23 protein-coding genes and 1 tRNA gene are annotated in these 23,945 nt (G+C 39.4%); 3 read left to right on the plus strand and 21 right to left on the minus strand.

Annotation, left to right across the window (positions count from 1 at the left end):
• Positions 1-9 precede the first annotated feature (9 nt).
• The 10 genes from BUC12_RS10800 to ribD all read right to left on the minus strand — a co-directional run bounded on the left by BUC12_RS10800 (position 10) and on the right by ribD (position 11,537).
• Complete coding sequence (locus BUC12_RS10800) at positions 10-1,194, minus strand: hypothetical protein (protein WP_062179532.1); 1,185 nt, start codon at positions 1,192-1,194, stop codon at positions 10-12.
• Positions 1,191-1,835, minus strand: a complete 645-nt coding sequence (locus BUC12_RS10805; RefSeq protein ID WP_062179536.1) for an ATP-binding cassette domain-containing protein — start codon at positions 1,833-1,835, stop codon at positions 1,191-1,193. Before BUC12_RS10805 ends, BUC12_RS10800 begins: the two co-directional genes overlap by 4 nt.
• Positions 1,836-1,839: 4 nt before the next feature.
• Entirely contained in the window at positions 1,840-3,537 is a 1,698-nt protein-coding gene (locus BUC12_RS10810) for a DUF4836 family protein (RefSeq protein WP_062179539.1), read from the minus strand.
• 84 nt (positions 3,538-3,621) lie between these two features.
• Entirely contained in the window at positions 3,622-4,116 is a 495-nt protein-coding gene (locus tag BUC12_RS10815; RefSeq protein ID WP_062179542.1) for an OmpH/Skp family outer membrane protein, read from the minus strand.
• A gap of 68 nt (positions 4,117-4,184) precedes the next feature.
• Entirely contained in the window at positions 4,185-4,700 is a 516-nt protein-coding gene (locus BUC12_RS10820) for an OmpH/Skp family outer membrane protein (protein WP_062179545.1), read from the minus strand.
• A gap of 85 nt (positions 4,701-4,785) precedes the next feature.
• Positions 4,786-7,449: a BamA/OMP85 family outer membrane protein gene (locus BUC12_RS10825; protein WP_062179548.1), complete on the minus strand. Its 2,664-nt coding sequence runs from the start codon at positions 7,447-7,449 to the stop codon at positions 4,786-4,788.
• A 24-nt stretch (positions 7,450-7,473) separates the two neighbouring features.
• Positions 7,474-8,211 carry an isoprenyl transferase gene (locus BUC12_RS10830; RefSeq protein WP_062179550.1) on the minus strand — a complete coding sequence of 246 codons (738 nt, stop codon included), beginning with the start codon at positions 8,209-8,211 and terminating at the stop codon, positions 7,474-7,476.
• A gap of 17 nt (positions 8,212-8,228) precedes the next feature.
• Positions 8,229-8,945 carry a type IX secretion system protein PorG gene (gene porG, locus BUC12_RS10835; protein WP_062179552.1) on the minus strand — a complete coding sequence of 239 codons (717 nt, stop codon included), beginning with the start codon at positions 8,943-8,945 and terminating at the stop codon, positions 8,229-8,231.
• 35 nt (positions 8,946-8,980) lie between these two features.
• Positions 8,981-10,390: a DUF6242 domain-containing protein gene (locus BUC12_RS10840; protein WP_062179556.1), complete on the minus strand. Its 1,410-nt coding sequence runs from the start codon at positions 10,388-10,390 to the stop codon at positions 8,981-8,983.
• Positions 10,391-10,469: 79 nt separating this feature from the next.
• On the minus strand, positions 10,470-11,537 hold the full coding sequence (gene ribD, locus BUC12_RS10845; protein WP_062179559.1) for a bifunctional diaminohydroxyphosphoribosylaminopyrimidine deaminase/5-amino-6-(5-phosphoribosylamino)uracil reductase RibD: 1,068 nt from the start codon (positions 11,535-11,537) through the stop codon (positions 10,470-10,472).
• Between the two features lie 108 nt (positions 11,538-11,645).
• Here ribD and prmC point away from each other — a divergent pair, with 108 nt between their 5' ends.
• The 3 genes from prmC to BUC12_RS10860 are packed head-to-tail and all read left to right on the plus strand — an operon-like array spanning position 11,646 to position 13,649.
• A complete protein-coding gene (prmC, locus tag BUC12_RS10850; RefSeq protein ID WP_062179562.1) occupies positions 11,646-12,494 on the plus strand; it encodes a peptide chain release factor N(5)-glutamine methyltransferase in 849 nt (282 codons plus the stop codon).
• Positions 12,491-12,988 carry a regulatory protein RecX gene (locus tag BUC12_RS10855; RefSeq protein WP_062179565.1) on the plus strand — a complete coding sequence of 166 codons (498 nt, stop codon included), beginning with the start codon at positions 12,491-12,493 and terminating at the stop codon, positions 12,986-12,988. Before prmC ends, BUC12_RS10855 begins: the two co-directional genes overlap by 4 nt.
• Positions 12,957-13,649 (plus strand): ComF family protein, encoded by a 693-nt coding sequence (locus BUC12_RS10860; protein ID WP_236689385.1) that lies wholly within the window; start codon positions 12,957-12,959, stop codon positions 13,647-13,649. The genes BUC12_RS10855 and BUC12_RS10860 overlap by 32 nt, the downstream gene beginning before the upstream one ends.
• On the opposite strand, the gene BUC12_RS10865 is transcribed toward BUC12_RS10860, so the two are convergent.
• The 11 genes from BUC12_RS10865 to argB all read right to left on the minus strand — a co-directional run bounded on the left by BUC12_RS10865 (position 13,638) and on the right by argB (position 23,868).
• Positions 13,638-14,786 carry an MraY family glycosyltransferase gene (locus BUC12_RS10865; protein ID WP_062179571.1) on the minus strand — a complete coding sequence of 383 codons (1,149 nt, stop codon included), beginning with the start codon at positions 14,784-14,786 and terminating at the stop codon, positions 13,638-13,640. The two genes, BUC12_RS10860 and BUC12_RS10865, sit on opposite strands and share 12 nt — an antisense overlap.
• 69 nt (positions 14,787-14,855) lie before the next feature.
• Entirely contained in the window at positions 14,856-15,731 is an 876-nt protein-coding gene (locus BUC12_RS10870) for a carbon-nitrogen hydrolase (protein ID WP_062179574.1), read from the minus strand.
• A gap of 5 nt (positions 15,732-15,736) precedes the next feature.
• Complete coding sequence (locus BUC12_RS10875; RefSeq protein WP_062179577.1) at positions 15,737-16,768, minus strand: serine hydrolase domain-containing protein; 1,032 nt, start codon at positions 16,766-16,768, stop codon at positions 15,737-15,739.
• A 6-nt stretch (positions 16,769-16,774) separates the two neighbouring features.
• Entirely contained in the window at positions 16,775-17,812 is a 1,038-nt protein-coding gene (locus tag BUC12_RS10880; protein WP_062179580.1) for an agmatine deiminase family protein, read from the minus strand.
• A gap of 75 nt (positions 17,813-17,887) precedes the next feature.
• Positions 17,888-19,084, minus strand: coding sequence for an acetate/propionate family kinase (locus BUC12_RS10885; protein ID WP_062179583.1), 1,197 nt, complete (start codon positions 19,082-19,084; stop codon positions 17,888-17,890).
• Between the two features lie 13 nt (positions 19,085-19,097).
• A complete protein-coding gene (locus BUC12_RS10890) occupies positions 19,098-20,063 on the minus strand; it encodes a 3-hydroxyacyl-CoA dehydrogenase family protein (RefSeq protein ID WP_062179586.1) in 966 nt (321 codons plus the stop codon).
• A 43-nt stretch (positions 20,064-20,106) separates the two neighbouring features.
• A complete protein-coding gene (gene pta / locus BUC12_RS10895; protein WP_062179589.1) occupies positions 20,107-21,117 on the minus strand; it encodes a phosphate acetyltransferase in 1,011 nt (336 codons plus the stop codon).
• Between the two features lie 279 nt (positions 21,118-21,396).
• Positions 21,397-22,158, minus strand: coding sequence for a glucose 1-dehydrogenase (locus BUC12_RS10900; RefSeq protein WP_062179592.1), 762 nt, complete (start codon positions 22,156-22,158; stop codon positions 21,397-21,399).
• Positions 22,159-22,315: 157 nt separating this feature from the next.
• Positions 22,316-22,388 (minus strand) — tRNA-Pro (locus tag BUC12_RS10905).
• A 93-nt stretch (positions 22,389-22,481) separates the two neighbouring features.
• Positions 22,482-23,084 (minus strand): peptide deformylase, encoded by a 603-nt coding sequence (def, locus tag BUC12_RS10910; protein WP_175552627.1) that lies wholly within the window; start codon positions 23,082-23,084, stop codon positions 22,482-22,484.
• Positions 23,085-23,091: 7 nt separating this feature from the next.
• Positions 23,092-23,868 carry an acetylglutamate kinase gene (gene argB, locus BUC12_RS10915; protein WP_062179595.1) on the minus strand — a complete coding sequence of 259 codons (777 nt, stop codon included), beginning with the start codon at positions 23,866-23,868 and terminating at the stop codon, positions 23,092-23,094.
• Positions 23,869-23,945 lie beyond the last annotated feature (77 nt).

Genomic DNA, 23,945 nt, shown 5'->3' on the forward strand with positions numbered 1-23,945 from the left:
ATTCTTCTATCAGCTTACCTTACGCCGGATAATAAGAATATTCAACAGAGACAGTAAGACAAATATACCCACACCTATACCGATAATACAAACAGGTGATGCCAATTCGATTGTGGTAAGAACTTTGTTTATCTCATTCAGATATTTACCTCTGGCTATCAACACCACAGCCAAAGACAAAACCAATATTATAAAATTAAGTGCCACCGATAAAATTTCGTAAGGGCGCACTACATACGATTTACTGTAGCCAATGAGCCTCAATGTCCGTAGTTTGCTCATATTCTTTTCCAATAGCAAATAGATACTCAGGACGAGTACAAAGAACGATAAGAAGCATATAACGACCCCCACAATCAGTACTATCCCTACTATTATTTTCAGGAAAAACGCCATTTTGCTGGCAGTAGTATTATCTCCGCTTATTTCATAGCCTTTCGTTTTGAAGTAGCTGTCGAGATTAGGATCAGCAATATTGCTTATCTCTACAATCAACCTTGCAGGATGTACTTCCATATTATTTCCATAATGAGCATTAGCCCATGTCATAAATGACTGCGGAACAAGTATCGTATTTATCCGGTTAGAGAAACCGGCTATACGCCCCTTCATCTGCTTTGGCTCCTTGTATTTGGTAAATATAGTAATATCAAGATTGACCAATCCGATCAGCCCTTCTGTCAGCTTCGGCATTGATTTGGATTCGGCAAAGCCGAAATTATACAGGTCAAGATAATTCTTTGGTAATATAATAGGTACACTTGTATCTTCCGGTGAGAATTTCCAGTCTTCAGATTTTACATCAATAAAATCATCGGGAACAGATTCGAAGAACATTTCGGTATTGAAGCCCACTCCCATATTCTGGTTGTTGAATCCGGCAAATACACTAAACTGGGACGGAGTAAAAGCTCCCACTTTTTTTACAAATGGTTGCTTCTCCAAATCTTCTATCTCTGCAGACGAAAAGCCGCCAGACCGAGCGGTCAGTCCACTTATCAAACCCACTTGTTTTGATACAGTTACATAGTCTTTTTTGAAAAGTTTGTCTTTCTCGCTAAATACAGGGCTTATGTCCATATAGAACTGAATAGCCAGCAGTATGATGCTCAAACCGATCAGATTTGCAAAACCAAAGCCTATTAATTGGGCCTTGCTGATATTCTCCCGAAGTAATTTCCAGACCAGTTTCATAGTAGCAATACTTTAGAATAATCGAGAGGAAGGTGTTTCCCTATAGAAGTAACGATGATACCTGCATTCTGTTCCTCCGACTCGTGCAGCAGCAATTCGGCCATTTTACGGGCATTTTCGTCATCGAGGTGGCTGATAGGTTCATCAAGTATAATAAAGTCGAAAGGCTGGCATAACGAGCGTATTAATGCTACCCGCTGTTGCTGTCCCCACGACATTTTACCGACTAGTGTATTTTTCTTTCCTGCAATATCCAACTGGTCGAACATATCATCTATAGCGGCAGCAGACTTGTAATTGGTCAGATTGTTTTTGAGCAAAACATTTTCTAAAGCTGTCAATTCGGGGAACAAACACAGTTCCTGAAATAACAAGCTTAGATGCCTGCTTCGTATAGTATCCCAAAAAGACACTTTCTGATCCCTTATTTTCTGATTATCAAACAGGATATCGCCGGAATAATCGGCCCTGTAGCCATATAGATAGCTACAGAGCGAACTTTTTCCTGTACCGGAACTGGCCTCTATCAGATAGCGCCCTCCCCGTTCGAAAGAAACATTGTGTTTCCAGATTTCAGAACGAAGGTCTGTTTCCGACGAGAATATGTCAGGTAGTGTATTATTGAGAAAAATCTTTTCCATTCTCTTAGAACATAGAGCCTAAGTTTGTTATCGCTTTGTCTATCTGGTCGCAGATAACAGCCAGGCTATTCTTGTCCTTATCTACAAAGGTTACTTTACCTTCACCAGACAGATCGGAAGTATTAGCTGTGTACTGATATTTATCTAAAGGTGACAGATATGGCAGGAACTGAGCGGTTGATCTGTCTATGCCCGAAAGATCTTTAAGCTTAGCAAAGTCACCAAAGAATATAACAGATTTACCTTTGACCAATTCAGTATAATTATTCTTCAAACCGTCTTTATTGAGGTTATCATATACCGATTTATTATTGGTTGCAAAGAAAGTATTCTTATTTACACCAAAATATACTTTCTCGCCATCCAGATCCACCAGATATTTTCCTTCTTCGAGATTCTCACAAACAAATTCATTCTCTTTTATCAAATCACTTAATAAGCGTTTGATATCATCCGGCTTAGAAACATCAGCCATCACATAGAATTTAGGAGAAACATTGTCAAGAGTATTAGATCCGTCTTCGAATACGAGCTCTTCATCCAATACACTCGAATCGCCTTCTATCTTTGTATCTTCAACCACTACATCGGGCTGAGTTGTATTACTATTCTTCTTCTCGAAAGACGTTAAAGCCATAGTTACATCTCCTTCGCATGACTGAAGAATGGACAGTAACTGTTCTTTAACTTTAGCATCCCGGCTGTCGGAGTCCAATTTGGATATAATTCCCAGTGTTTTCAGATAGTCAAATACGCCCATACCCTTAACATTAGCTGTAAAAGCAACAACAGGGTCAGACTCTATAAACCTAAGATGGTCGCCCTTTATCGTTCCCGACATCTGGGCTGCCAGATCCTTAAATTTCTTTTCAGATTCTGCAGATTCGAAATAGTATTTACTTGACAGAACAATTTCTCCTTTTTCGAATGACCCGTTAACTCCGGTAGATACACCTTCGAACTGGCTTAGCATCTTTTTCATAGGATCCATATACGACAATCCGTAAGGAAGATAAGACAGCCCCAGAGACTCCATTTTATCCAAGCCTTTCATCGAAAAGAATACCGAGAAATCTTTTTGAGTTTTCGCAAATTCAACATATTCTTTGTTCGAATTAATGCTCTTATCGGCACCTTGTACCAACAAGTCTTTAGACAGTTGGTTAACATCCAACGCATCGGCAGCATTGCCCGGATCGTTATATGCATTACGTATGTCTGCCAGTATAACAAAACGTTTATTGTTCCATGCAATAGCGCCATCGCTGCCCGGAGTTATCGAATAGGTATTACCATCTTTAGTGACATTCAAATCGCTTCCGGGATACAATCCGCTAACAACTTCTTTCAGCTTATCGGCATCATTAACACCTATAACAACACCATACACTTTCAGGTTAGAGAATACATACACTTCGCCTTTTACGTCCAAGCCCAGAGCATTGGAATTTTTCAGGAAATCATCCAGCAATTTAATTTTTGCATCATCTTTCAAGAAAACCCTGTACATATTGAGACCCTGCTGAACGGTAGGGTTCTTGAAAAGATCGTACTGAGATTTTTCAACAAGAGATTTAGTATCGATTCTAAGAATATAATTCGCATCCGCTGGAATAGCATTGCTCAGATCAGATGACTGATTACACGACGTAAATATCAGCAATGCAGCTAATATCGTAAATAAAATCCGGTTAAAATGCATAATTCAATTATGATTAAAAATGAAAAAGGATGGCACATTTACATAGGCCACCCTTATTATTTATAGTAAATTTGGCTTTACAAATTAATTGATGCCAAGTTCAGTTTTTACTAATTTACCTGCATCTACAGCACTTGCCGAGATATAAGGTGCAGCACCAACTTCGATGATATAAGTAAATCCGTTTTTATCGCCTACTGATTTGATAGCAGCCTGCATTTTTTGTTGTAGCGGTGCTAGTAATTGTTGGCGCAAATCAGAAAATTCTTTATCGCTGTTTTGAAGATATGTTTCGTATCTTTCTTGTATTTGTTGCAATTGTCTTGCCTGATCTTGTGCTACTGCATCTGTAGCCTGACCTGAAGCCTTGAATTCTTCGATTTTTTTATCATACTCAGCTTGGATAGCTGAAAGGTTCTTTTTGATCTCTTCTTGTTTAGCTCCTAGTTGAGTCTCAACATTTTTAATCTCAGGCATCTGAGTAAATACCTCTTGAGTATTGATGTATGCCAGCTTGTCCTGAGCAAATGCAGCCATAGGCGCTATAACGATCAAAAGGATAATAAGTTTCTTAAACATAGTTTTTCGTGTTTCTTGTTATAATTTTTACTTTTACTTTCAATTATTTACGCACAAATGTAAATAATTTATTTTGAATATCCGAGTTTCGCTAAAACTTCATTACTGATATCAATCCGGGGTGATGCAAATATCACGCTGCTCGCCGATGCCCTGTCCAGAATCAACTGATATCCTTTGGCTTCCGAAATTTCTTTTACAGCATTATAGATATCATCCTGAATAGGTTTTATAAGTGCTTCGCGTCTTTTGAACAATTCGCCGTCAGCACCAAAATACTTCCGTTTCAACTCTTGTGCTTCCTTTTCTTTTTCTACAATCTCATTTTCTTTTTTGGTCTTTTGTTCTGCCGATAAGAAAACTTGTTCCGACTGATATGATTTATACATATTCTGAACCTGTTGCTGCGCAGTTTCTACTTCCGACTGCCACTTCTTCGATACAGCCTCCAATTGCTGGTTGGCTGTTTCGTAGCTACTTATGTTCTTTAGAATATATTCCATATCTATCAACGCAAACTTTTGCGAATAACTGCTTGCCGTAAATGCTACGAATAGCCCGAATAATAAAACTAACTTCTTCATATTTCCTGAAATTTTATGTGCTTATACATAAAAGACGCTTATTTCGCCAAATAGTTTATTTACAGATACCCAAATAGTGTTAAAATTAGAATTCCTGTCCGATAATAAAGTGGAACTGGCTACCGCTATATTGCCTGCTGCCATTCACCTTATCGAAACCGTATGCCCAGTCGATACCGATAAGCCCGATCATAGGAAGCATGATACGCGCACCGAATCCGGCAGAACGTTTCAGATCAAAAGGATTAAAGTCTTTAATATTATCCCACGCATTACCTGCTTCTACAAACGAAAGTACATAGATGGTAGAACTAGGTTCGAGTATCAGAGGATATCTTAACTCCAAAGCCAGACGTGTGTAGGCACTAGAGTAATATCCGATAGATCCGTTTTCGTAACCACGGAGCCCGATTGTTTCTGTGGCATATCCCGATGAATATCCCGACATACCGTCACCCCCCATATAGAAGGTTTCGAATGGCGATTTCTTATGTTTGTTATAATATCCTACAAATCCGTACTCGGCACGGGTCATCAATACCGGAGTTTTTTGGATAGAAGGCATCAGAGATACGAATGTTTTTGATTTGAATTTCCATTTGTGGTATTCAACCCAGCGGTATTTTTCACCCGATTCTGTTCCATCTTCATTAAGAGCAATTGCCGCATAGTCTTTTCCGTCCCATGCCGAATATGGAGGAGTTGCCTGTACACTCAACGAGAATTGTGATCCACGACGGGTATATACAGGTTGGTCCATAGAGTTACGTGACAGGGTTAATGACAAGCTGATATTGTTGCTCGATCCGTTAGGAACAAGGAAGTATTCCCAGTTTTTCATTTTATACAACTGGTAAGACAATCCGGCTTCTATCTGGAAATAGTCATCAGGCCAGTTCAAACGCTTACCATAACCAACCGAAAGACCCAATGTTTTGATCGACTTATCAGGGTCAAGCGCATTGTTATAATAGCTATTGTCGTAACCCGAATTATAATAACTGCTGTAATAATTGTTATAATAGCTGTTGTTGTAATAATTGCTGTTCACACCTGTTTGCACAGAGTAATAAGCTCCTACTGATAAGAAATTAGGTCTCTTGCCACCAAACCATGGATCGGTAAACGAAATCGAATAGGATTGATAGTATTTACCATTGGTTTGTCCACTCAACTGCAATGTTTGTCCTTCTCCCTGAGGTATGATTCCTTTATAAGAACCGGGATTCAACAGGTTTTTCAATGAGAAGTTCGTAAACTTCAAGCTTAAGCGTCCCAATACTCCGGTTTGTCCCCATCCTGCTGAGAACTCGATCTGGTCATTGGCTTTCGATGCCAACGGATAAGCAATATCCACAGTTCCCGATTCCGGGTCGGGTTGAATATCCGGCTGAAGTTTCTCTGGGTCGAAGTGTCCCATCTGGGCAACCTCACGGAGCGAACGCATCAAATCGTCACGGCTGAATAATGCTCCGGGTTTAGTTCTCAACTCACGGCGGACAATATCTTCATATAGACGGTCGTTACCCGAGATAGAGACTTTACGGATAGTTGCTTTTGGCCCCTCAACAATACGGATTTCGAGGTCGATCGAGTCATTCTCGATATTCACTTCCACAGGATCGGCCTGATAGAATATATAACCGTTATTATAATAGAAGGCATTACCTACAGCATCTTCATCTGCAACCAAACGGTCACTCAATTTTTTCTGATTGTAAATGTCTCCGGCTTTCATATTCAAAGCCATATTTAACTGGTCTGTCGAGAACTCGGTATTACCAACCCAGTTAATCTTACGGACATAATATTTCTGCCCTTCTTCCAGTTTTATATCGATGTTTACTTTCTTATCATTATACTTATATACAGTGTCCCACAAGATACGGGCATCACGGTATCCAAGCTCATTGTATTTACTTATAAGGTGTTCTTTATCTTCCTCATAGCTCTCGGGAACATAGTTTGTCGAACGTAGGAAGTTCCTGATTTTTGCAGACATCGTATGTTTATGGCGAGTTTTCTTCATCGCCTTTTCCAATGTCTTGGCATTGACTTCCTCATTACCTTCGAAAACAATATTGTTAACTTTGATTTTTTCCTTTTTATTTACATCGATACCCAAAATAATCTGGTTCTCTTTAGACAGGTCTTCTGTTTGGGTGATGTTTATAATCGCATTATTAAAACCTTTTCCTTCGAAGTATTTTTTGATTATACTCTTGGCACGGTCTACCATGTTAGGTGTTATCTGGTTTCCTTTTACCACACCTATTTTACTTTCCAGATCTTCTCTTTCGCCCTTCTTTACTCCGGTAAATGAGATATCGGAAATACGTGGACGGTCTGTTAACTCAAGGTTCAGCCAGATCTTATCACCTTCTATTTTTGTCGCGGTAATCTTTATATCCGAAAATAATCCTTGTTTCCAAAAACGTTTCACCGCATTGGTTATCTCCGAGCCGGGAATATCTACTTTATCGCCAACCGACAAACCCGAAAAACTAATCAATACATAGTCTTCATAGAGCGCATTCTTTAAACCCGAGATCGTAATGTCTGCAATTTCGTATTTCTGGGGAGTAAGAGAGTATGTTATTACCGGAAGCGGTAATTTCGAAGACTGTGTCGTATTTGCTAACACCTTATTAATGGCTTCTACCGAAACTGAGTCCGCAACCTGAGCCTTTGCTCCAAAATTGAAGACAAATAGAGAGAATGATAAAGCAAATAAACCTCTTTTGAACATATTTTTATTTTTGTTTAATTCTGATTAGCCCTTAACTTGTTCGCTTGTTTTTCCAAAACGTCTTTCTCTTGTCTGATAATCGAGAATAGAATCACAAAAAGCCTCTTCTCTGAAATCAGGCCATAACACATCCGAAAAAACCAATTCGGCATATGCTATTTGCCACAAAAGAAAATTACTGATACGGAATTCGCCTCCGGTACGGATCAATAGGTCGGGATCTGGTATTTCCCGGGTAGTAAGGTAATCCGATACAGTAGTTTCATCAATATCTTTTATCAGCCCGTTTTTGAAATCCTCAGCGATATGTTGTACGGCATTGGTTATCTCCCATCTCGAAGAATAACTGATAGCTAATACAATGGTTAACCCCGAAGACTGAGATGTATCATCAATACATTTATCAAGTGCAGCCCGGGTAGTATCCGGTAAGCGTTGAATATCGCCGATAGCTTTGAGCCTTATGTTGTTTTTTAGAAGTGACGGAGTCTCATGAACTACAGACTCGACCAGTAAATCCATTAATGCAGATACTTCTTCTTCTGGGCGGTTCCAGTTTTCGGTCGAAAAAGTATATAATGTAACATACTTGATATCCAGTCTGGCGGCTGTTTCTGTTATTGCACGTACTGATTCGGCTCCTTCTTTGTGTCCGAAAGTACGATCGAGGCCTCTCTGTTTAGCCCAACGCCCGTTGCCGTCCATTATGATAGCAACATGCTGTGGGATCCTTTCTTTACTTATATCCTCTAAAAAAGCCATTTTTTATATTTTAATTCTTAATACAGACTGTTTATACACGATTTGGAACGGACACCGAAATCCCAGGTTATGGAAAACATGGTTAACACATACCAATCTTTATTCTTAAAAAAATTACTCTCTATCTTGTAGGGGTCTTCCAAATTAAATCCGTCGCTTTTGGATGTCACATCAAATGAATCTCCAAAGAGCTTCCGAAACGAGAATTCGAAACCTACATTCAGCCTTTCCTTCCATTTATATTTAAGTCCGATACCCAAAGGCAGGTTAGCCCCAAAGAAAGACTTATCACCACTCCCATACGTTACCCCTAATCCGGTAAACAGGTAAGGAGATAAGCGTCTGGTACCCAAATACTGGTACTTATCGCTATAATGAAAAAAATTATACTCGACCTGTCCTCCCAGCTCATAAAATGTACGGCTAAACGAAGCGTTCTCTCCTCCCGGAAATACATTTCCCGATTTGCGGGTATCTCCCGAAACCCCTCCTATCAGAAAATTGCCTTTGTAAGCCCACCTGAAATTACGGTTGTACCTGAAAATCACACCTGTCGCTAAATGAGGGCTCTGAAAAAGCTTTGACTTATTGGCATCTCCCATATAAAAAGACGTGCCTAAAGTGCCTCCTATTTCATATTCATATTCCTGAGCAAAACCCTTTTGAGGGAAAATAAGAATTACGAATAACAATAAGATGCCACATACTTTTTCTTTATTTTGCCTTAGCTTCATTTAGTTAAAGGTTTCAAACCTGCAAATACTGATGATCAGGGGATAAGACTATTTAACCGTCCTCTCCATACATCATTGAGGTATGTACCACTTTCGGATACTCCTCCGAATATCCAAATATAATTCTGATCGTCTACTATAACAGACTGATCTTTTCTTTTTGTTATCTGCGAACTCAACATCTGTTTTGACGGTGCTTCTTCCCACTTTTCGCCCCACGCTGTCGATATATAAAATTGATTCAGTTGCAATACATACATCTTACTGTCATAAGCGAACAGCGACACCCCTGTTCCCGAGAAAAGTGAATTTTTCGAATAAGGACTTAATTCCAGTCCCTGATCGGTATTCTTCACCAACCATGTTGTAGGCAAATTAACCGACGACTGGCTTACTCCTCCCGAAATAATCAGCATGCGGCTATTTTTCGTTGTGGAGAAATTGGTATAATCAGAAGCTCCCTTCAACGGGAAGTTTGCAGGCACAGTATTATCAGCCGGCGAAACAGAAAGGTATTCGACCTGAGTTATAGTCTGCATATCTTTTGTTTTACCAAAGTAATAGCTACCATCTTCCTCAAATGTAACTAAAAGCTGATCATCCGTTCTGTTCTCGGCAGGTAACACTCCCAATATTGATTCTACCACCTTGTTGGATGTCAGTTTCGACCAGGTTGTTCCTGTAGTTGATTTGTACGCTGTACCGGATTTATCTATTCCGTAAAACACATCATTCAATACCGAGATACTCTTAGGGTTGAATGTACCGGGCATACCTGTTAAAGTTTGTTCTTTCCATACTATAGAATTCACTGCTGTTGAATACAACTTGGCAGCTCCGTTTACAATTGTATATGTGAAGAACGAAGGTACATCCTGCTCATCTTTTGCCAACAGGGTTTTAGACTCTCCTATAGATGCCGGATAAGAAGACATCTTATCCCACAAGATAGTATCGGGATCTACTTTATGAATACGTATATCGAAGTTATATGTTTTGGATGTTCCTCCATAAGATGCTACTTTGAAAGACATAGGCGCTTTTCCAACAAAAACAGAATCCGACAGATTCCAGTCATATCCGTTTATCGAGTCAGGGCTAAAGATAGTAACCTTAGATACTCCGTACGTCGAATTGAATGTAAGGGATAATGCCACCTTCTCAAGGATAGTTCCATAAGGCATGGAATCCTGATTATATATAGATCCACTAACCTGATCTATCGAAAACTTAGTTTTATTGACTATTGCAAATATGCTATTTTGTTCGATCTGCTCCAGAGAATCAGACACTTGCCGAACAGGAGCAACCATAGAAAATGAATATATCTGTGCATCTTTCGACGAAGAAGTGTAATCTGTTGTACTACTACTATCATTACATGACGAGAATAAAAAAGAAAGAAACAGGCTGGGAAATAAATAGATTATATACTTTATATTCATTTTGTTTATACAGTTTTTATACAGTATCAATGTGCAAAAATAGAAAGATTTTCCACTTAAACTCGCAGAAAACCAATATTTATAATATTTTATATTTCTCTACATTACTTAAATGTATTGCCTGCGAACAGCCAATCTCTTTATCATCTATAAGAACACCATCGATCCGAGGGGCTTTTACACCGCTCTCAAATATAATATCGGCGACTTCGATATAAGCCTCGTCCCAAGCTTTTGCATCGATAAAAGATTGCAGGAGAAGGGCACCGCCTTCTACTAAAACCGAATTAATCTTCCGGCTGTGTAATTCCCTCATAATTACGGGAATCATTTCCTTTCCAAAAGGTATTTCTACAAAAGAAGTCCTTTTCCGGTTATTATTTTCGGGAGCTTTTTCACAAAACACAATAGTATCGACATTATCATCGAGCACCTGATAATCGGATGGTACGCGCAAAGAGCGGTCCAGAATGAGCCGCACAGGATTCCTGCCGGCCCAATAGCGGGTCGTCAACGACGGATTATCATTCACTGCAGTATTGGTAGCCACCATAATAGAGGCAACTTCAGATCTCATTTTATGTACCAACATACGGGTATAAGTATTCGAAATAGGCGTCGGTATCTTCGGTTTTCCTTCTACTCTGGCACGATCAATATATCCGTCTCTGGTCTGAGCCCATTTCAAATATATATAAGGCCTGTTTTCCTGCTGAGCGGCAAAGAAACCTTTGTTTAAGTTGCGGGCTTCTGCCTCAAGCACCCCTGTTTTTACTTCTATTCCGGCTTCTTTCAACATATTTATACCACGTCCCGAGACTTTAAAGTACGGATCGAGTGTCGCAATCACTACTTTGGGAATACGGCTGTCTATTATCAGTTGCGAACACGGTGGAGTCTTTCCATAATGCGAACATGGTTCGAGCGACACATAAATTGTCGATTCACAAAGCAGGCTTTTATCTTTCACACTATTGATAGCATTTACCTCAGCATGAGCTTTACCATATTCACGGTGATAACCTTCGCCTATGATCTTTCCTTTGTGAACCACAACTGCACCCACCATCGGATTAGGAGAAACGTGCCCACTGCCGTTAGCAGCAAGCTGTAAACACCGTTGCATATAATATTCGTCTGTATACATTCTTATTCAGATAGATTCGTTCGCCCAAATACAGGATTTGCCGTTTATTTTAAAATATTTACTTTTGTTCTTTTACTCTTGTACCGATAAACTTTATTCTTCGCTGATATGTCCGACATCATCCAATTTATTAAATCGTCCTTATCCGGACTATATCCCGATACCGAGATCGCAGGTATCTCCCGTATTATTATCGAATCTGTTACGGGCTATCCTTTGCACGTATTATTATCGGACAAAAGTAAAAAAATAACAGAGACTCAATATGTAAAAATCCAAAAGATTATACAACGTTTGCTAACATCGGAACCGATACAATATATATTGGGCGAAACCGAGTTCTTCGGGTTGCCTTTTATTGTGAATGAGAATGTACTGATTCCACGTCCCGAAACCGAAGAACTAGTAGAGTTAATCTTATCCGAAAATCAAAATCCCCGTCTTACTATTCTCGATATAGGTACAGGTAGTGGATGCATTGCCATTGCATTAAAAAAATACCTCCCTGAGGCAAATATACATGCATGGGATTTTTCGACAGGAGCTTTAGGTGTCGCTCGGGAAAATGCCTCCCGAAACAAGGTTGATGTTAAATTTAGCAGGGTTGATGTTTTAAAAGAATACCCCACCGACACCATGTTTGATATAATAGTGAGCAATCCACCATATGTTTTAGAATCGGAAAAAACCGGAATAAATAAGAATGTACTGGACTACGAACCTCATTCCGCCCTGTTTGTACCTGATAATAACGGACTGCTCTTTTACAAAAGGATTGCCGATATAGCGAAAGAACTATTGCATGACAACGGAAAACTGTATTTCGAGATCAATCAGCAAAAAGGTATTGACACCAAAGATATGCTTACCGCGAAAGGGTTTTCAAATATCCGTGTAATTAAAGATCTGTCGGGAAACGACCGTATAGTAGCTTCTCAAATAACAAAGGTCGTATGAAATATTCGGAAAGTCAGGCATTAGTAAAAATGGCCGCATATTGCTCGAAGGCAGAAAGGGCGGAAGCGGATGTACGTCGCAAGCTCACCCTATGGGAAGTTGAAAATGAACCTATGGAAAGAATTATAGACCGGCTAAAAAAAGAAAACTACCTGAATGAAGAGCGTTTTTGCAGGAGCTTTATCAAGGATAAAATGCTATTCAATAAATGGGGACGGACAAAAATCGTATTCGAGTTAAAAAGAAAACAGATATCGGAGCAAGTTATCAACATATCTTTTTCTGAATTCGAAGTAGCTCATTTTGAAGAGTCATTATTAAAGATACTTACTACTAAAGCTAAATCGGTAAAAGCCAAAGATGACTATGATAAAAAGAATAAGCTTATCCGTTTCGCTTTGGGGAGAGGGTATTCTTATGAACAGATTCTGCGATGCCTTTCGAAAATACTAGACACAAACAATGATGAAGACTATTTTGACTCATTTTCTTGAGTTATTTTTTCCCCGCCTATGCATTTATTGCCGGAAAAGGCTGATAGAAGGCGAACAATCTCTTTGCTTGGACTGCCTTACAAACATACCATATACCGAACACTGTAAAACTGAAAACAATCAGCTGGAAGAGTTTTTTGCCGGAAGATTTCCATATGTGAAAATCGCTTCATTTGCTTATTATGTCAAAGGGGGTGTTACCCAAAAGATAGTACACGAAATTAAGTATAAAGGAAATGCCGGTCTGGGCATTTATATGGGGAGGCTTTGCGGAAAAGATATAAAGACAAGCAATGAGCTTACAGGCATCGATTATATTGTACCTGTTCCCTTGCATCCACAGAGACTAAAAGAACGCGGATATAATCAATCTCTCATGCTGGCACAAGGGATCTCCTTTGAAACTGGAATCGAAATTAATGATGATAATCTGATACGTATTATCAACAATCCTTCACAGACCCGTAATTCACGGTTTCAACGCTGGCAAAATACAGAAGGTATTTTCGATATAAAAAACAAAACCATCTATAAGAACAAACATATTCTTCTTATAGATGATGTTGTGACCACAGGGTCTACTATCGAAATTTGTGCAAAACTACTCTTGAATTGCGAGGGTTGCAGAATCAGCATTTACACATTGGCATCAGCTGTCTAACTCCAGCAATTCTTCCTCTTGTTGCCTTTGTTTCCTGTATTGTTTACGACGTATTCTTCTATATATAAATACATTGACAAGAACACCACATCCTAAATCCAGAAGCAAGACCACATTACAATCCAGATACCACAATAATATCCAGTTTGCAACAACCATAAAAGCACTGGCAGCTACAATTAAAAAGACAGCTACTTTCTTGGAGAATCCTAAGTCGATCAGTTTATGATGAATATGATTTCTATCTGGCGAGAATGGGCCTTTTCCCATAGCGATGCGAACAACCATTACTTTAAACGCATCGAAAAGAGGAATAAACAAAGCTGCCAGAACCAATAACAGTAATCCGTTTGGTACAATCTCATATGCTGTCGGATGTTTAGCTATCCTTAGAATCATAAATGCTAACAGGAATCCTAACGTCAACGAACCTGTATCGCCCATAAATATTTTCCGGGTAGGATGAGAAAAATTATAATAGAAAAACGGAGCCAGCATACCTAATGTTATAAATGCAATACCGGCATAAGTCCACATTCCGTACATACTGAACATTATTCCATATACAAGCAATGCTATAGCACTGATACCAGACGCTAAACCATCTGCCCCGTCGATAAGGTTAATCGCATTGGTCGTGAACATGATCAAACCGATACTTAACAGAAAACCAATCCAGTTCGGTATTTCATAAAAACCCAAAAGCCCATATAAATTATTTATATATACACCACTGCAAACAATACAGAGGGATGCTATAAATTGAATAACAAATTTCTTTTTAAAGCTGACACCAACAAGGTCATCTTTTGCTCCCAGCAGGTAAATAATCAGCAGTCCGCAAACCAATAATATGGTTTCAGGAATGCGGAAAAAGAAAAGCTCTTCGTCCCATATCTGAAATGTAAACCGAATGAACAGACAAAAAAGGCTGACCAATAAAATAACCGGAGTAAATGAAATTCCACCCAGACGCGGGATAGGTTCACTATGCTTTTTTCGTTTGTCTGGTAAATCAAAAAGCCGTTTCTTTTTTGCAATAAAAATAATACGGGGTAATACCATCATTTCTATAATGATAGATATCACACATGCCACCGCAATTATAAGAATATTGAATAATTTAATATTTTCCATGAATTTTTTAAGAGCCTTTGCAAAAGAAAAACGCTGAAACTATACTTATATTGTAAAATATCCCCAAAATTAATCGATAAAGCGTTTTGTTATCTCATCAAAAGCATCAATTCGTCTGTCTCTGAAGAATGGCCATATCCGGCGTACATCTTCCGATCGTTTCATATCTACTTCTACTAATTGCGTTTCTTCCCGGTCATTCGATGCCTGCCAGAGTATCTCTCCCTGAGGTCCGGCAACAAAACTACTTCCCCAAAATTGTATCCCGTTTGTTTGCCCTGACGGATCAGGTTCATAGCCTACTCTATTTACAGAAACGACATTAAGTCCATTAGCAACAGCATGGCCTCGCTGTGATATAACCCAGGCATCACGCTGGCGATTCTTCTCATCTTGAGTATCTGTTGATTCCCAACCTATAGCCGTTGGGTAAATCAATACCTCAGCCCCTGTTAATGCCATTAAACGGGCAGCTTCCGGATACCATTGATCCCAGCAAACCAGTACTCCTAATTTACCTACAGATGTTTCGATAGGCTTAAAGCCCAGGTCTCCGGGAGTAAAATAAAATTTTTCGTAATATGCAGGATCATCAGGTATATGCATTTTACGATACTTTCCGGCTATTGTACCATCTTTCTCAATTACAACAGCAGTATTGTGATAAAGCCCCGGAGCTCTTTTTTCGAACAGGGATAAAACCAAAACAATACCCAGTTCCTTCACCAAAGCACCAAACTCGTTTGTCGATGGCCCTGGGATAGTTTCTGCCAAGTCAAATACAGATGTTTCTTCCGTCTGGCAAAAGTATAGCGAGTTATGAAGCTCCTGCAATACAACCAGCTCAGCACCTTGTGCAGCCAACTTTTTTATATTGGATTTCAACTTATCTACATTCTCTGCTATATTAGCAGTATTCGATTGTTGTACGATTCCTACTTTCATAATCTTTATTTATTCATAATTAAATCCTTCCTCACAATATTTAATATCTGAGTGTGATAGAAAAATGTTTTCTTTATATCATCTACATCATAAGCTATATTCTCCAAGATAATCACCCCGATTTTAGATTCCGGAAAATAAAAATCCATAGATACAAAACCTGGAGCATATCCCGTTTGTCCTAACTGAACGATATCATTTGTGGTATCAACAGTTATCCCATATCCGTAATCCGTCTCACCAAATATCGGATGACTTCTTATAGCATTCGGCTGTTTGGTAAACATCCGGCTAAGAGTTTCTTCTTTCAGAATATTACCTCCGTACAAGTTGTTATTCCAGATTAAAAGGTCTCCTGCTGTTGAGATGAAACCTCCTGCGGGAACATATTCTGTTTTATTGTTTTCTTCCTTTATATTGCTATTCTCTTCTTCATAATAGCCTTTTACCAGATATACAGAATCGGTGTCCGGAAAAGAAGTCTGGTACATGCCGAGGCTTCTAAAGAATTGTAATGATAAATTCTTAAAGTTATCATTATTCAGCCGCTCTACTATTTCAGATAATATCTGGTATCCGATTTGGGAATATGCAAACTTTTCTCCCGCCGGAAATAAAGAAGGCCTATTGTAGTCTACAATACCATGTGTATGACAAAGCATGTCATGTATAGTTACCGAATCTGCCCACTCCTGAGATAATTCGGGTAAATACATCTTTATCGGATCATTGAGTTGAAGCTTTCCTTTTTCATATTCTTGCAAGACCATAGCAGCTGTCATTTGTTTCGAAATCGACCCGATAACAAACCGACTATTATCTTCGACAGGTATTAGTTTTATTAAGTCCGAATATCCCTGCTTTTTTTGATAAACAACTTCCCCACTCCAGCTAATAAGAACTATCCCGTTAAATGGCTTTTCGGAAACGGCATTGATAAGAGAATCTATTCTTGCAAAAGCATTCTCCTTCCGGGCTAAGAGAATTGATATTGAAAATAGGGAGAATAAGAATATTATTGTCGTTTTTCTGAACATTATATTTTAAAAATAGCCTTCGGGATATTGCATGGTTATACAATGCAACGAACCATGCTGTTTGATAATCGCAGAACAATCTATACCAATAATTTCCCTTGTCGGAAACGCTTTCTGTAATTGCTCTTTAGCTATTTGGTCTTTCGGATTATTATAATAAGGTACTATAACAACCTCATTCATAATTAAAAAATTAGCATAAGTTGCCGGTAACCGCTCTCCGTCTTCTATCACTTTGGTAGCCATCGGCAATTCGATCAGGTTATAAGGGTTTCCTTCAAAATCGACGAATGTTTTTAACTGATCTTCCATTTTTGACAGAGCTTCGTAATGCTCGTCAGAGGGGTCATCACATTTCACATAGGCAATAGTATGCTCATCACAAAAACGGGCTAGTGTATCGATATGACTATCGGTATCATCTCCGGCTAAATACCCATAATCTAACCACAGAACCCTTTTCAATCCAAAGGTCTCAATAAGATACACCTCTATTTCGTGTTTCGAATAAGCTGAATTGCGGTTTGGCGAAAGCAAACATTCCGATGTAGTAAGTAAAGTTCCCCGGCCGTCAGACTCTAAAGCTCCTCCTTCCAGCACAAAATCTTTCTTATTGACGTATTTTACATCTTTGGCAAAAACTTCTTTCTGGAAAAGTCCCCTATTGATTTGATTGTCAAAATTAGAGGCGAATTTCAACCCCCAGCCGTTAAATGTAAAGTCGAGCAGGAGTCTCTCTTCTCCTTCGAATACCGAAATGCCTCCATGATCTCTCGCCCAGGTATCGTTTGTCGGTAATTCGACTAACTTCAGGTTACGGAGTAATGAGTCATCAGCCTGCAACTGCATTTTCACAGCAGACGCATCTCTACATACAACTATAAGCTGCTGGTATTTAAGTATAGTGCGTGCTATATTTACATAACACGCAACTATTTCTTCTAACATGTAATTCCAATCTGTACCGAAATGCGGCCAGGTCAACTGAATGGCGCTTTGTTTATACCATTCGGGAGGAAAAAAATATGTCGTATCTTTTGCCATTGTAACAAAATATTATTCTTTGCATATATCCAATCTGGGACAAAGTTAGGAATTTTGTTGCAAATAGCTTACTATTTATGCACTTACAATAGCCAGTGTATCGGAAGCGATCATAAATTCCTCATCAGTAGGAATTACCACAACCTTCACTTTCGAGTCGGGAGCACTGATTATCGCCTCATCCCCGTGTATCTCGTTATTAATATTCAGGTCCAGCTTTATACCCATAAATTCGAGGTCTTTACAAATATCTTCACGGGTTATAGAACTATTCTCCCCAATACCTCCTGTAAATACAAGCGTATCTATTCCGCCAAGGGCAGCAGCATAAGCTCCTACATATTTCTTGATGCGGTAGGTAAACATATCGTAAGCCAATTTCGAACGCTCATTACCCGAGTCTACCGCCTCACGTATTTCACGCATATCGGATGACACTCCTGATATACCTAACAATCCGCTGAACTTATTTACAATTGTAGACATTGTTTGAGGCCCTACATTTTCTTTTTCCATAATGAAAGATAACACTCCGGCATCTACATCTCCGGCACGTGTACCCATCAATAGTCCTTCTACAGGAGTCATCCCCATACTTGTATCCTGAGATTTACCACCTGCAACAGCAGCCAGCGATCCTCCGTTTCCGATATGGGCACACACTACTTTCTGGCTTTCATATGGAACTCCCAAAAATTCGCATACACGGCGTGATACATATCTGTGGCTGGTTCCATGGAAACCGTAACGTCTGATAGCATATTTTTCGTATAACGAATAAGGAACACCGTACATATAAGCCTTAGAAGGCATAGTCTGATGGAAAGCTGTATCGAATACCGCTACCTGAGGAATGTCTCCCATCAGGTCTTTTACTGCATAAATACCGGCCAGATTCGGCGGATTATGCAAAGGTGCTATATCTATACACTCTACAACTTTTGCTAAAACTTCATCGGTAATCAGTACACTTTTATTGAATTTTTCGCCCCCATGAACTACACGGTGACCCACTGCATTGATCTCACTCAATGATTTGATGCAGCCATACTTCTCGCTGGTAAGAACTCCGAGTATATACTCGATACCAGATTTATGTTCAAGAATTTCTCCTTCGAGCACTACTTTGTCTTTGCCATGCGGGAACTTAAGGAACGAGCCTTTCAGCCCTATCTTCTCGATCCCTCCTTGAGCAACAACTTCTTTGCTTTCCATATCGAAAAGCTTATATTTTATAGAAGAACTACCACAGTTCAATACTAATATTTTCATAAAAATCTTCCAGTTAAATTAGATTGTTAACACCAAGCCGTTTTCCGGTTTCATCATAGATGTAAAAACCTCTTCTTTCTTTTACCCCATACTGCTTAGAATGATAAAGCCTCCAGAGGATAGGCGATGCTTTGTACTTCTTATCTCCATACTCGCGGAACATGTCTTCCATCAGCATAACAATCTTTTCGATTCCCTGAAGATCGGCTAACTCAAATATTCCATAACGTTGCCCGTATATAATGGTAAATTCTTTGTCTATATCTTCGAGCGATGCCAGGTTCTCCATCAATATATGGCAAGCCTCATTCAACATCACTACCATAAGGCGCATACTAACCAGCCCGCTACTTTCACGTACTTCGACCGGAATATGCTTTATCAGGTGTGCAAAGCGAATCACCTTTTCCAACACTTCGGATGTAGTAAAGATACCTTTTACTATTTCTAATAAACGGGCATCGCTATGAGACATCGGAAAATGGATACTCACACATCTTTCTTTATGAACAAGATCAGCAGACAATTCACTGATAATTACAGTCGTTGCATTGGTTGCTATTACAGCATCGGGAGCCAAAACTTCTTCCAGTCTGCGGAAGACTTCTTTACGTAAAGCGATACTACGCTCTCCATTCGCTTCGTAACGGATACATTCTATTACGAAATCACAATCTTTTAGGTCATTGTAATCCAGCGAACCTGTAATGCGCCCCATTGTCGCACGCTTTTCGCTCTGGGTCAATCCCCAGTTTTCGATCTTTGTATCGAGGCTATGTTCTATTTCGGACAGTGCATCCTGAATTTTTTCCTGAGATATTTCAATGAATACAACTTCGAGACCCGATTGGGCTGTCAAATTAACAATACTACGCCCATCACGGCCACAGCCGACTACGCCAATTCTAGAGAATAGAGCTCTTTCTCCCTGTTTTTTGCTTAACCCGTAACCTTCTATCGGTTCTTTTATTTCAGCCATATGGTATTATTTATATTTCTTTTTCATCACTTTACACGACACATCACTTCTTTTTAGCTGCAATTGCCTGATTGGCAGCAATTGCAACCAGTTTGTAGATATCATCTACCGAACAACCCCGTGATAAGTCATTCACAGGAGCAGCCATTCCCTGAAGGATCGGGCCAACGGCTTCCGCTCCACCTAAACGCTGAACCAGCTTATATGCAATATTCCCTACTTCGAGTGTCGGGAATACCAATACGTTAGCATTTCCGGCTACTGTGCTTCCGGGTGCTTTACTTGCTCCCACAGAAGGCACAAGGGCGGCATCTGCCTGTAATTCTCCATCAATTGCGATAGATGGGTCTATTTCTTTTGCCAATTTAGTTGCTTCGATCACTTTATCTACCATTGGATCTTTGGCGCTACCTTTAGTCGAAAAACTCAACATTGCCACTTTAGGCTCTTCTCCTACCAACGCGCGGGCTGTATGAGCCGACGCTACTGCTATCTCGGCTAATTGGGGAGCTGTAGGATTAGGGGTCACTGCGCAATCGGCAAATACCAGAATACCATTAGGTACATATTGGTTATTTTCTACAAACATAAGGAAAGCTCCCGAAACAACACTTATTCCCGGTGCAGTTTTGATGATTTGTAATGCAGGCCGCAGAACATTCCCGGTTGTATTTTCAGCTCCGGCAATTTCACCATCGGCATCACCGTTTTTGATCATCAGGCAACCGAGATACAGTGGATCTTCGGCCAACTTCTCAGCCTGTTCCAGAGTCATTCCTTTTGCTTTACGTAATTCGAAAAGCAGATTTGTATATTCTTGTTTCTTTGTATTGTTTTTTGGATCGATAATTATTGCTTTATCAATATTAACCAGTCCAAACTGAGATGCAAGCTTCTTTATTTCATCCGGATTACCGATCAGTATTATTTCCGCCACTCCATCGGCAACCAGTTTATCTGCAGCTTTCAGAGTTCTTTCTTCGGTTCCTTCAGGCAATACAATACGTTGCTTATCAGCTTTTGCCCGCTCAATAATTTGATTAATCAAGTCCATAATATTTTGTTATTTTATCTAGTAAAAAGTATTTAATGTATGATTCGAATTGTTAACACAAATATAGTGAATTGTAAAATGGAGTTTGCATTTTTGCACAAGAAAAATACAAACTATTTAATAAACATTAAGGTTGGGATTCTGTTCACCCGTTCCGAGAATTAGGATAAAATAGATATAAAGAGAGTTAACAGTGTTTTAATATATGGAATAAACAAGATGCCCCCAAACCAAATTAGATTAGTTTGAAGGCATAATATTCAGGTTATGGTATTTCACTTAAGCTCCGGTCCAGCCACCATCTATGGTAACAACTGTTCCGTTTACAAACTTAGCTTCGTCACTTACCAGAAATGCAACGACTGAGGCAATGTCTGCCGCTTCTCCGGTAGGTCCGGTAGCCACATACTGAACCAAAGCATTCCACCCTTTTGTATTCGGATTCTTCAATGTATTACCGATATTAGTCCTTATATCTCCGGGGGCAATTGCTATTGCCCTTATATTATCTTCGCGATAGACAGAAGCGATATTTTTGGTCAACCCTATAATAGCATGCTTACTTGTTACATAGCTCACTCCACCTCTGGCTCCAAACATACCTCCTACCGAAGCTGCATTGATGATAACTCCCGGCTTCTTCTTTTCGAGCCAATAATTTATAACCAACTGCGAAAGCATTGTCGGTGCCTTTACATTTACATCCATTACCTTTTCCCATAAAGCTATATCCAAATCCGAGACAGTCATAAAGTTGTCTAATATTCCGGCATTATTTATCAGAATATCGATAGTCCCGAACTTGAGGATAGTTTCAGATACAAGTTTCCCTAAATCCGCTTTCTTCGAAACATCCGATACTACACCCAATGCCTCGAGACCTTGATCTTCAAGATTATCTATAATATTCTTCACGGATGTTTCATTCATATCGGCAACAACAACCTTTGCTCCTTCCTCTACAAATTTCCTGACAATAGCTTCTCCTATACCGGATGCCCCACCTGTTACAATTGCAACTTTTCCTTTTAATGATTTCATAATAGTAGTTTTTTTTAAGGTTAAATATCTAAGTGCGATACAAGTAGCAGTGAAAATGTATCGCAACATTCTTACTTATTTAACAAGTAGGGCAAAGCTAATGTTTAAAAAGAAAAGCCCTGAAACATCTATATGCTTCAGGGCTCTGTGTTTTCAGTCGGGATGAGACGACTCGAACGTCCGACCTCCACGTCCCGAACGTGGCGCGCTGCCAACTGTGCTACATCCCGATTATTTGGCTGTACAAATGTAAAAGTTATTCTATTTTTAAGCAATAAAATATCCGGAATTTTAGATCGTCATTTATTAAAAAAAGACATTTATTATGGTAGCTCAGGACAAAGCTTATCTATAAACAGTACTCCTTGCAAATGATCGAATTCGTGCTGAAAGATCACACCCGTAAAATCTGTCTGCCGGCTATATCCTTGTAAACGTTCACGAACCAATTGCCCCTCTTCGTTGGTATACTCCACATCGACCCATGGATAACGTACCGAATTGCCACTGATACCGGGAATGGAGAGACAACCATCTCTCTCAAAGCAAACAGTTTCTTCAGGACGATTAACTATTTTCGGGTTAATAGCTGCTACAACAGGATGCTCAGGAATGTCGATCCGCATAAACAGAAACAAATTCCGTCCTATTCCAACCTGAGGTGCCGCAATACCAACACCCGATTCCTCAGCCATAGTAACTTTGAGACGGGCAATCAACAGAGCTATTTCTTTCTTATCCCTGTTAAGGTCAAAATCTACGCAAGGTGTACGCAAGAATAAAGAATCCTCTTTATCGGTTACTTTCAGCACCCGGAAAGGTGTTATTTCATTTCCGCTGTTTATCAGCGCTTTTTCTTTAGTATTCAATTGAGCCATACTATTCAAAGACAATAATGTAAAGAGTATAAAAAACAGATGTTTCATAAACATATCAATTTACAATACGGGTTCCGGTATCTTTCCCGATTCCCGAGGCCAGAGTTATTACTACTTCAGTAACACCTTTTTCAAGAGAACGAAAAGCATTATCAAGCTTCGGTAACATTCCTCCTGTAATTACCCCCTCATCCACATATTTTTTATACAAGTCCTTATCCAATTGGGGTATTACACTATCATCATCGTGCTCGTCTTTCAAAACCCCTTTTTTCTCGAAACAATACACTAGTGTAACATCGTAATATTCCGATAGAGCCTGAGCTGTTTCGGCAGCAATAGTATCTGCATTGGTATTCAATATATGTCCTTTTCCATCATGGGTCAAAGGAGCCATGATAGGCACAATATTCTTATCGATCAACATCTTAAGAGTCTCGGCTTTTACAGCTTTTACATCTCCCGCAAAACCATAGTCGATTTCTTTTACCGGACGTTTCTCCGAACGGATCACATCCATATCGGCACCTGTAAGTCCCAAGGCATTTACTCCGAACGCCTGTAACCCGGCTACAATGTTCTTATTGACCAACCCTCCGTAAACCATAGTCACTACTTCAAGCGTTTTGGCATCGGTTATCCGGCGACCACCTACCATTTTGCTTTCAATACCTAATTGCTCAGCTATCCTTGTAGCCGAACGTCCTCCTCCATGAACAAGGACTTTATGACCTTCGATTTGAGAGAAATCATTCAATAATTGTTTCAGTGTAGCTTCTTCTTCTACAATTTTTCCTCCGACTTTTATCAGGGTCAGTTTATTTTTTGCCATATATTATTTGAATACTAATATTCTGATTTTAACCTAATTAGTTATATAAGTAAACATAAGTCTACAGAAAGTATACA

It is taken from the genome of Indolivaga macrotermitis (assembly GCF_900128985.1).
Classification (GTDB): Bacteria; Bacteroidota; Bacteroidia; order Bacteroidales; family Dysgonomonadaceae; genus Dysgonomonas_A; species Dysgonomonas_A macrotermitis.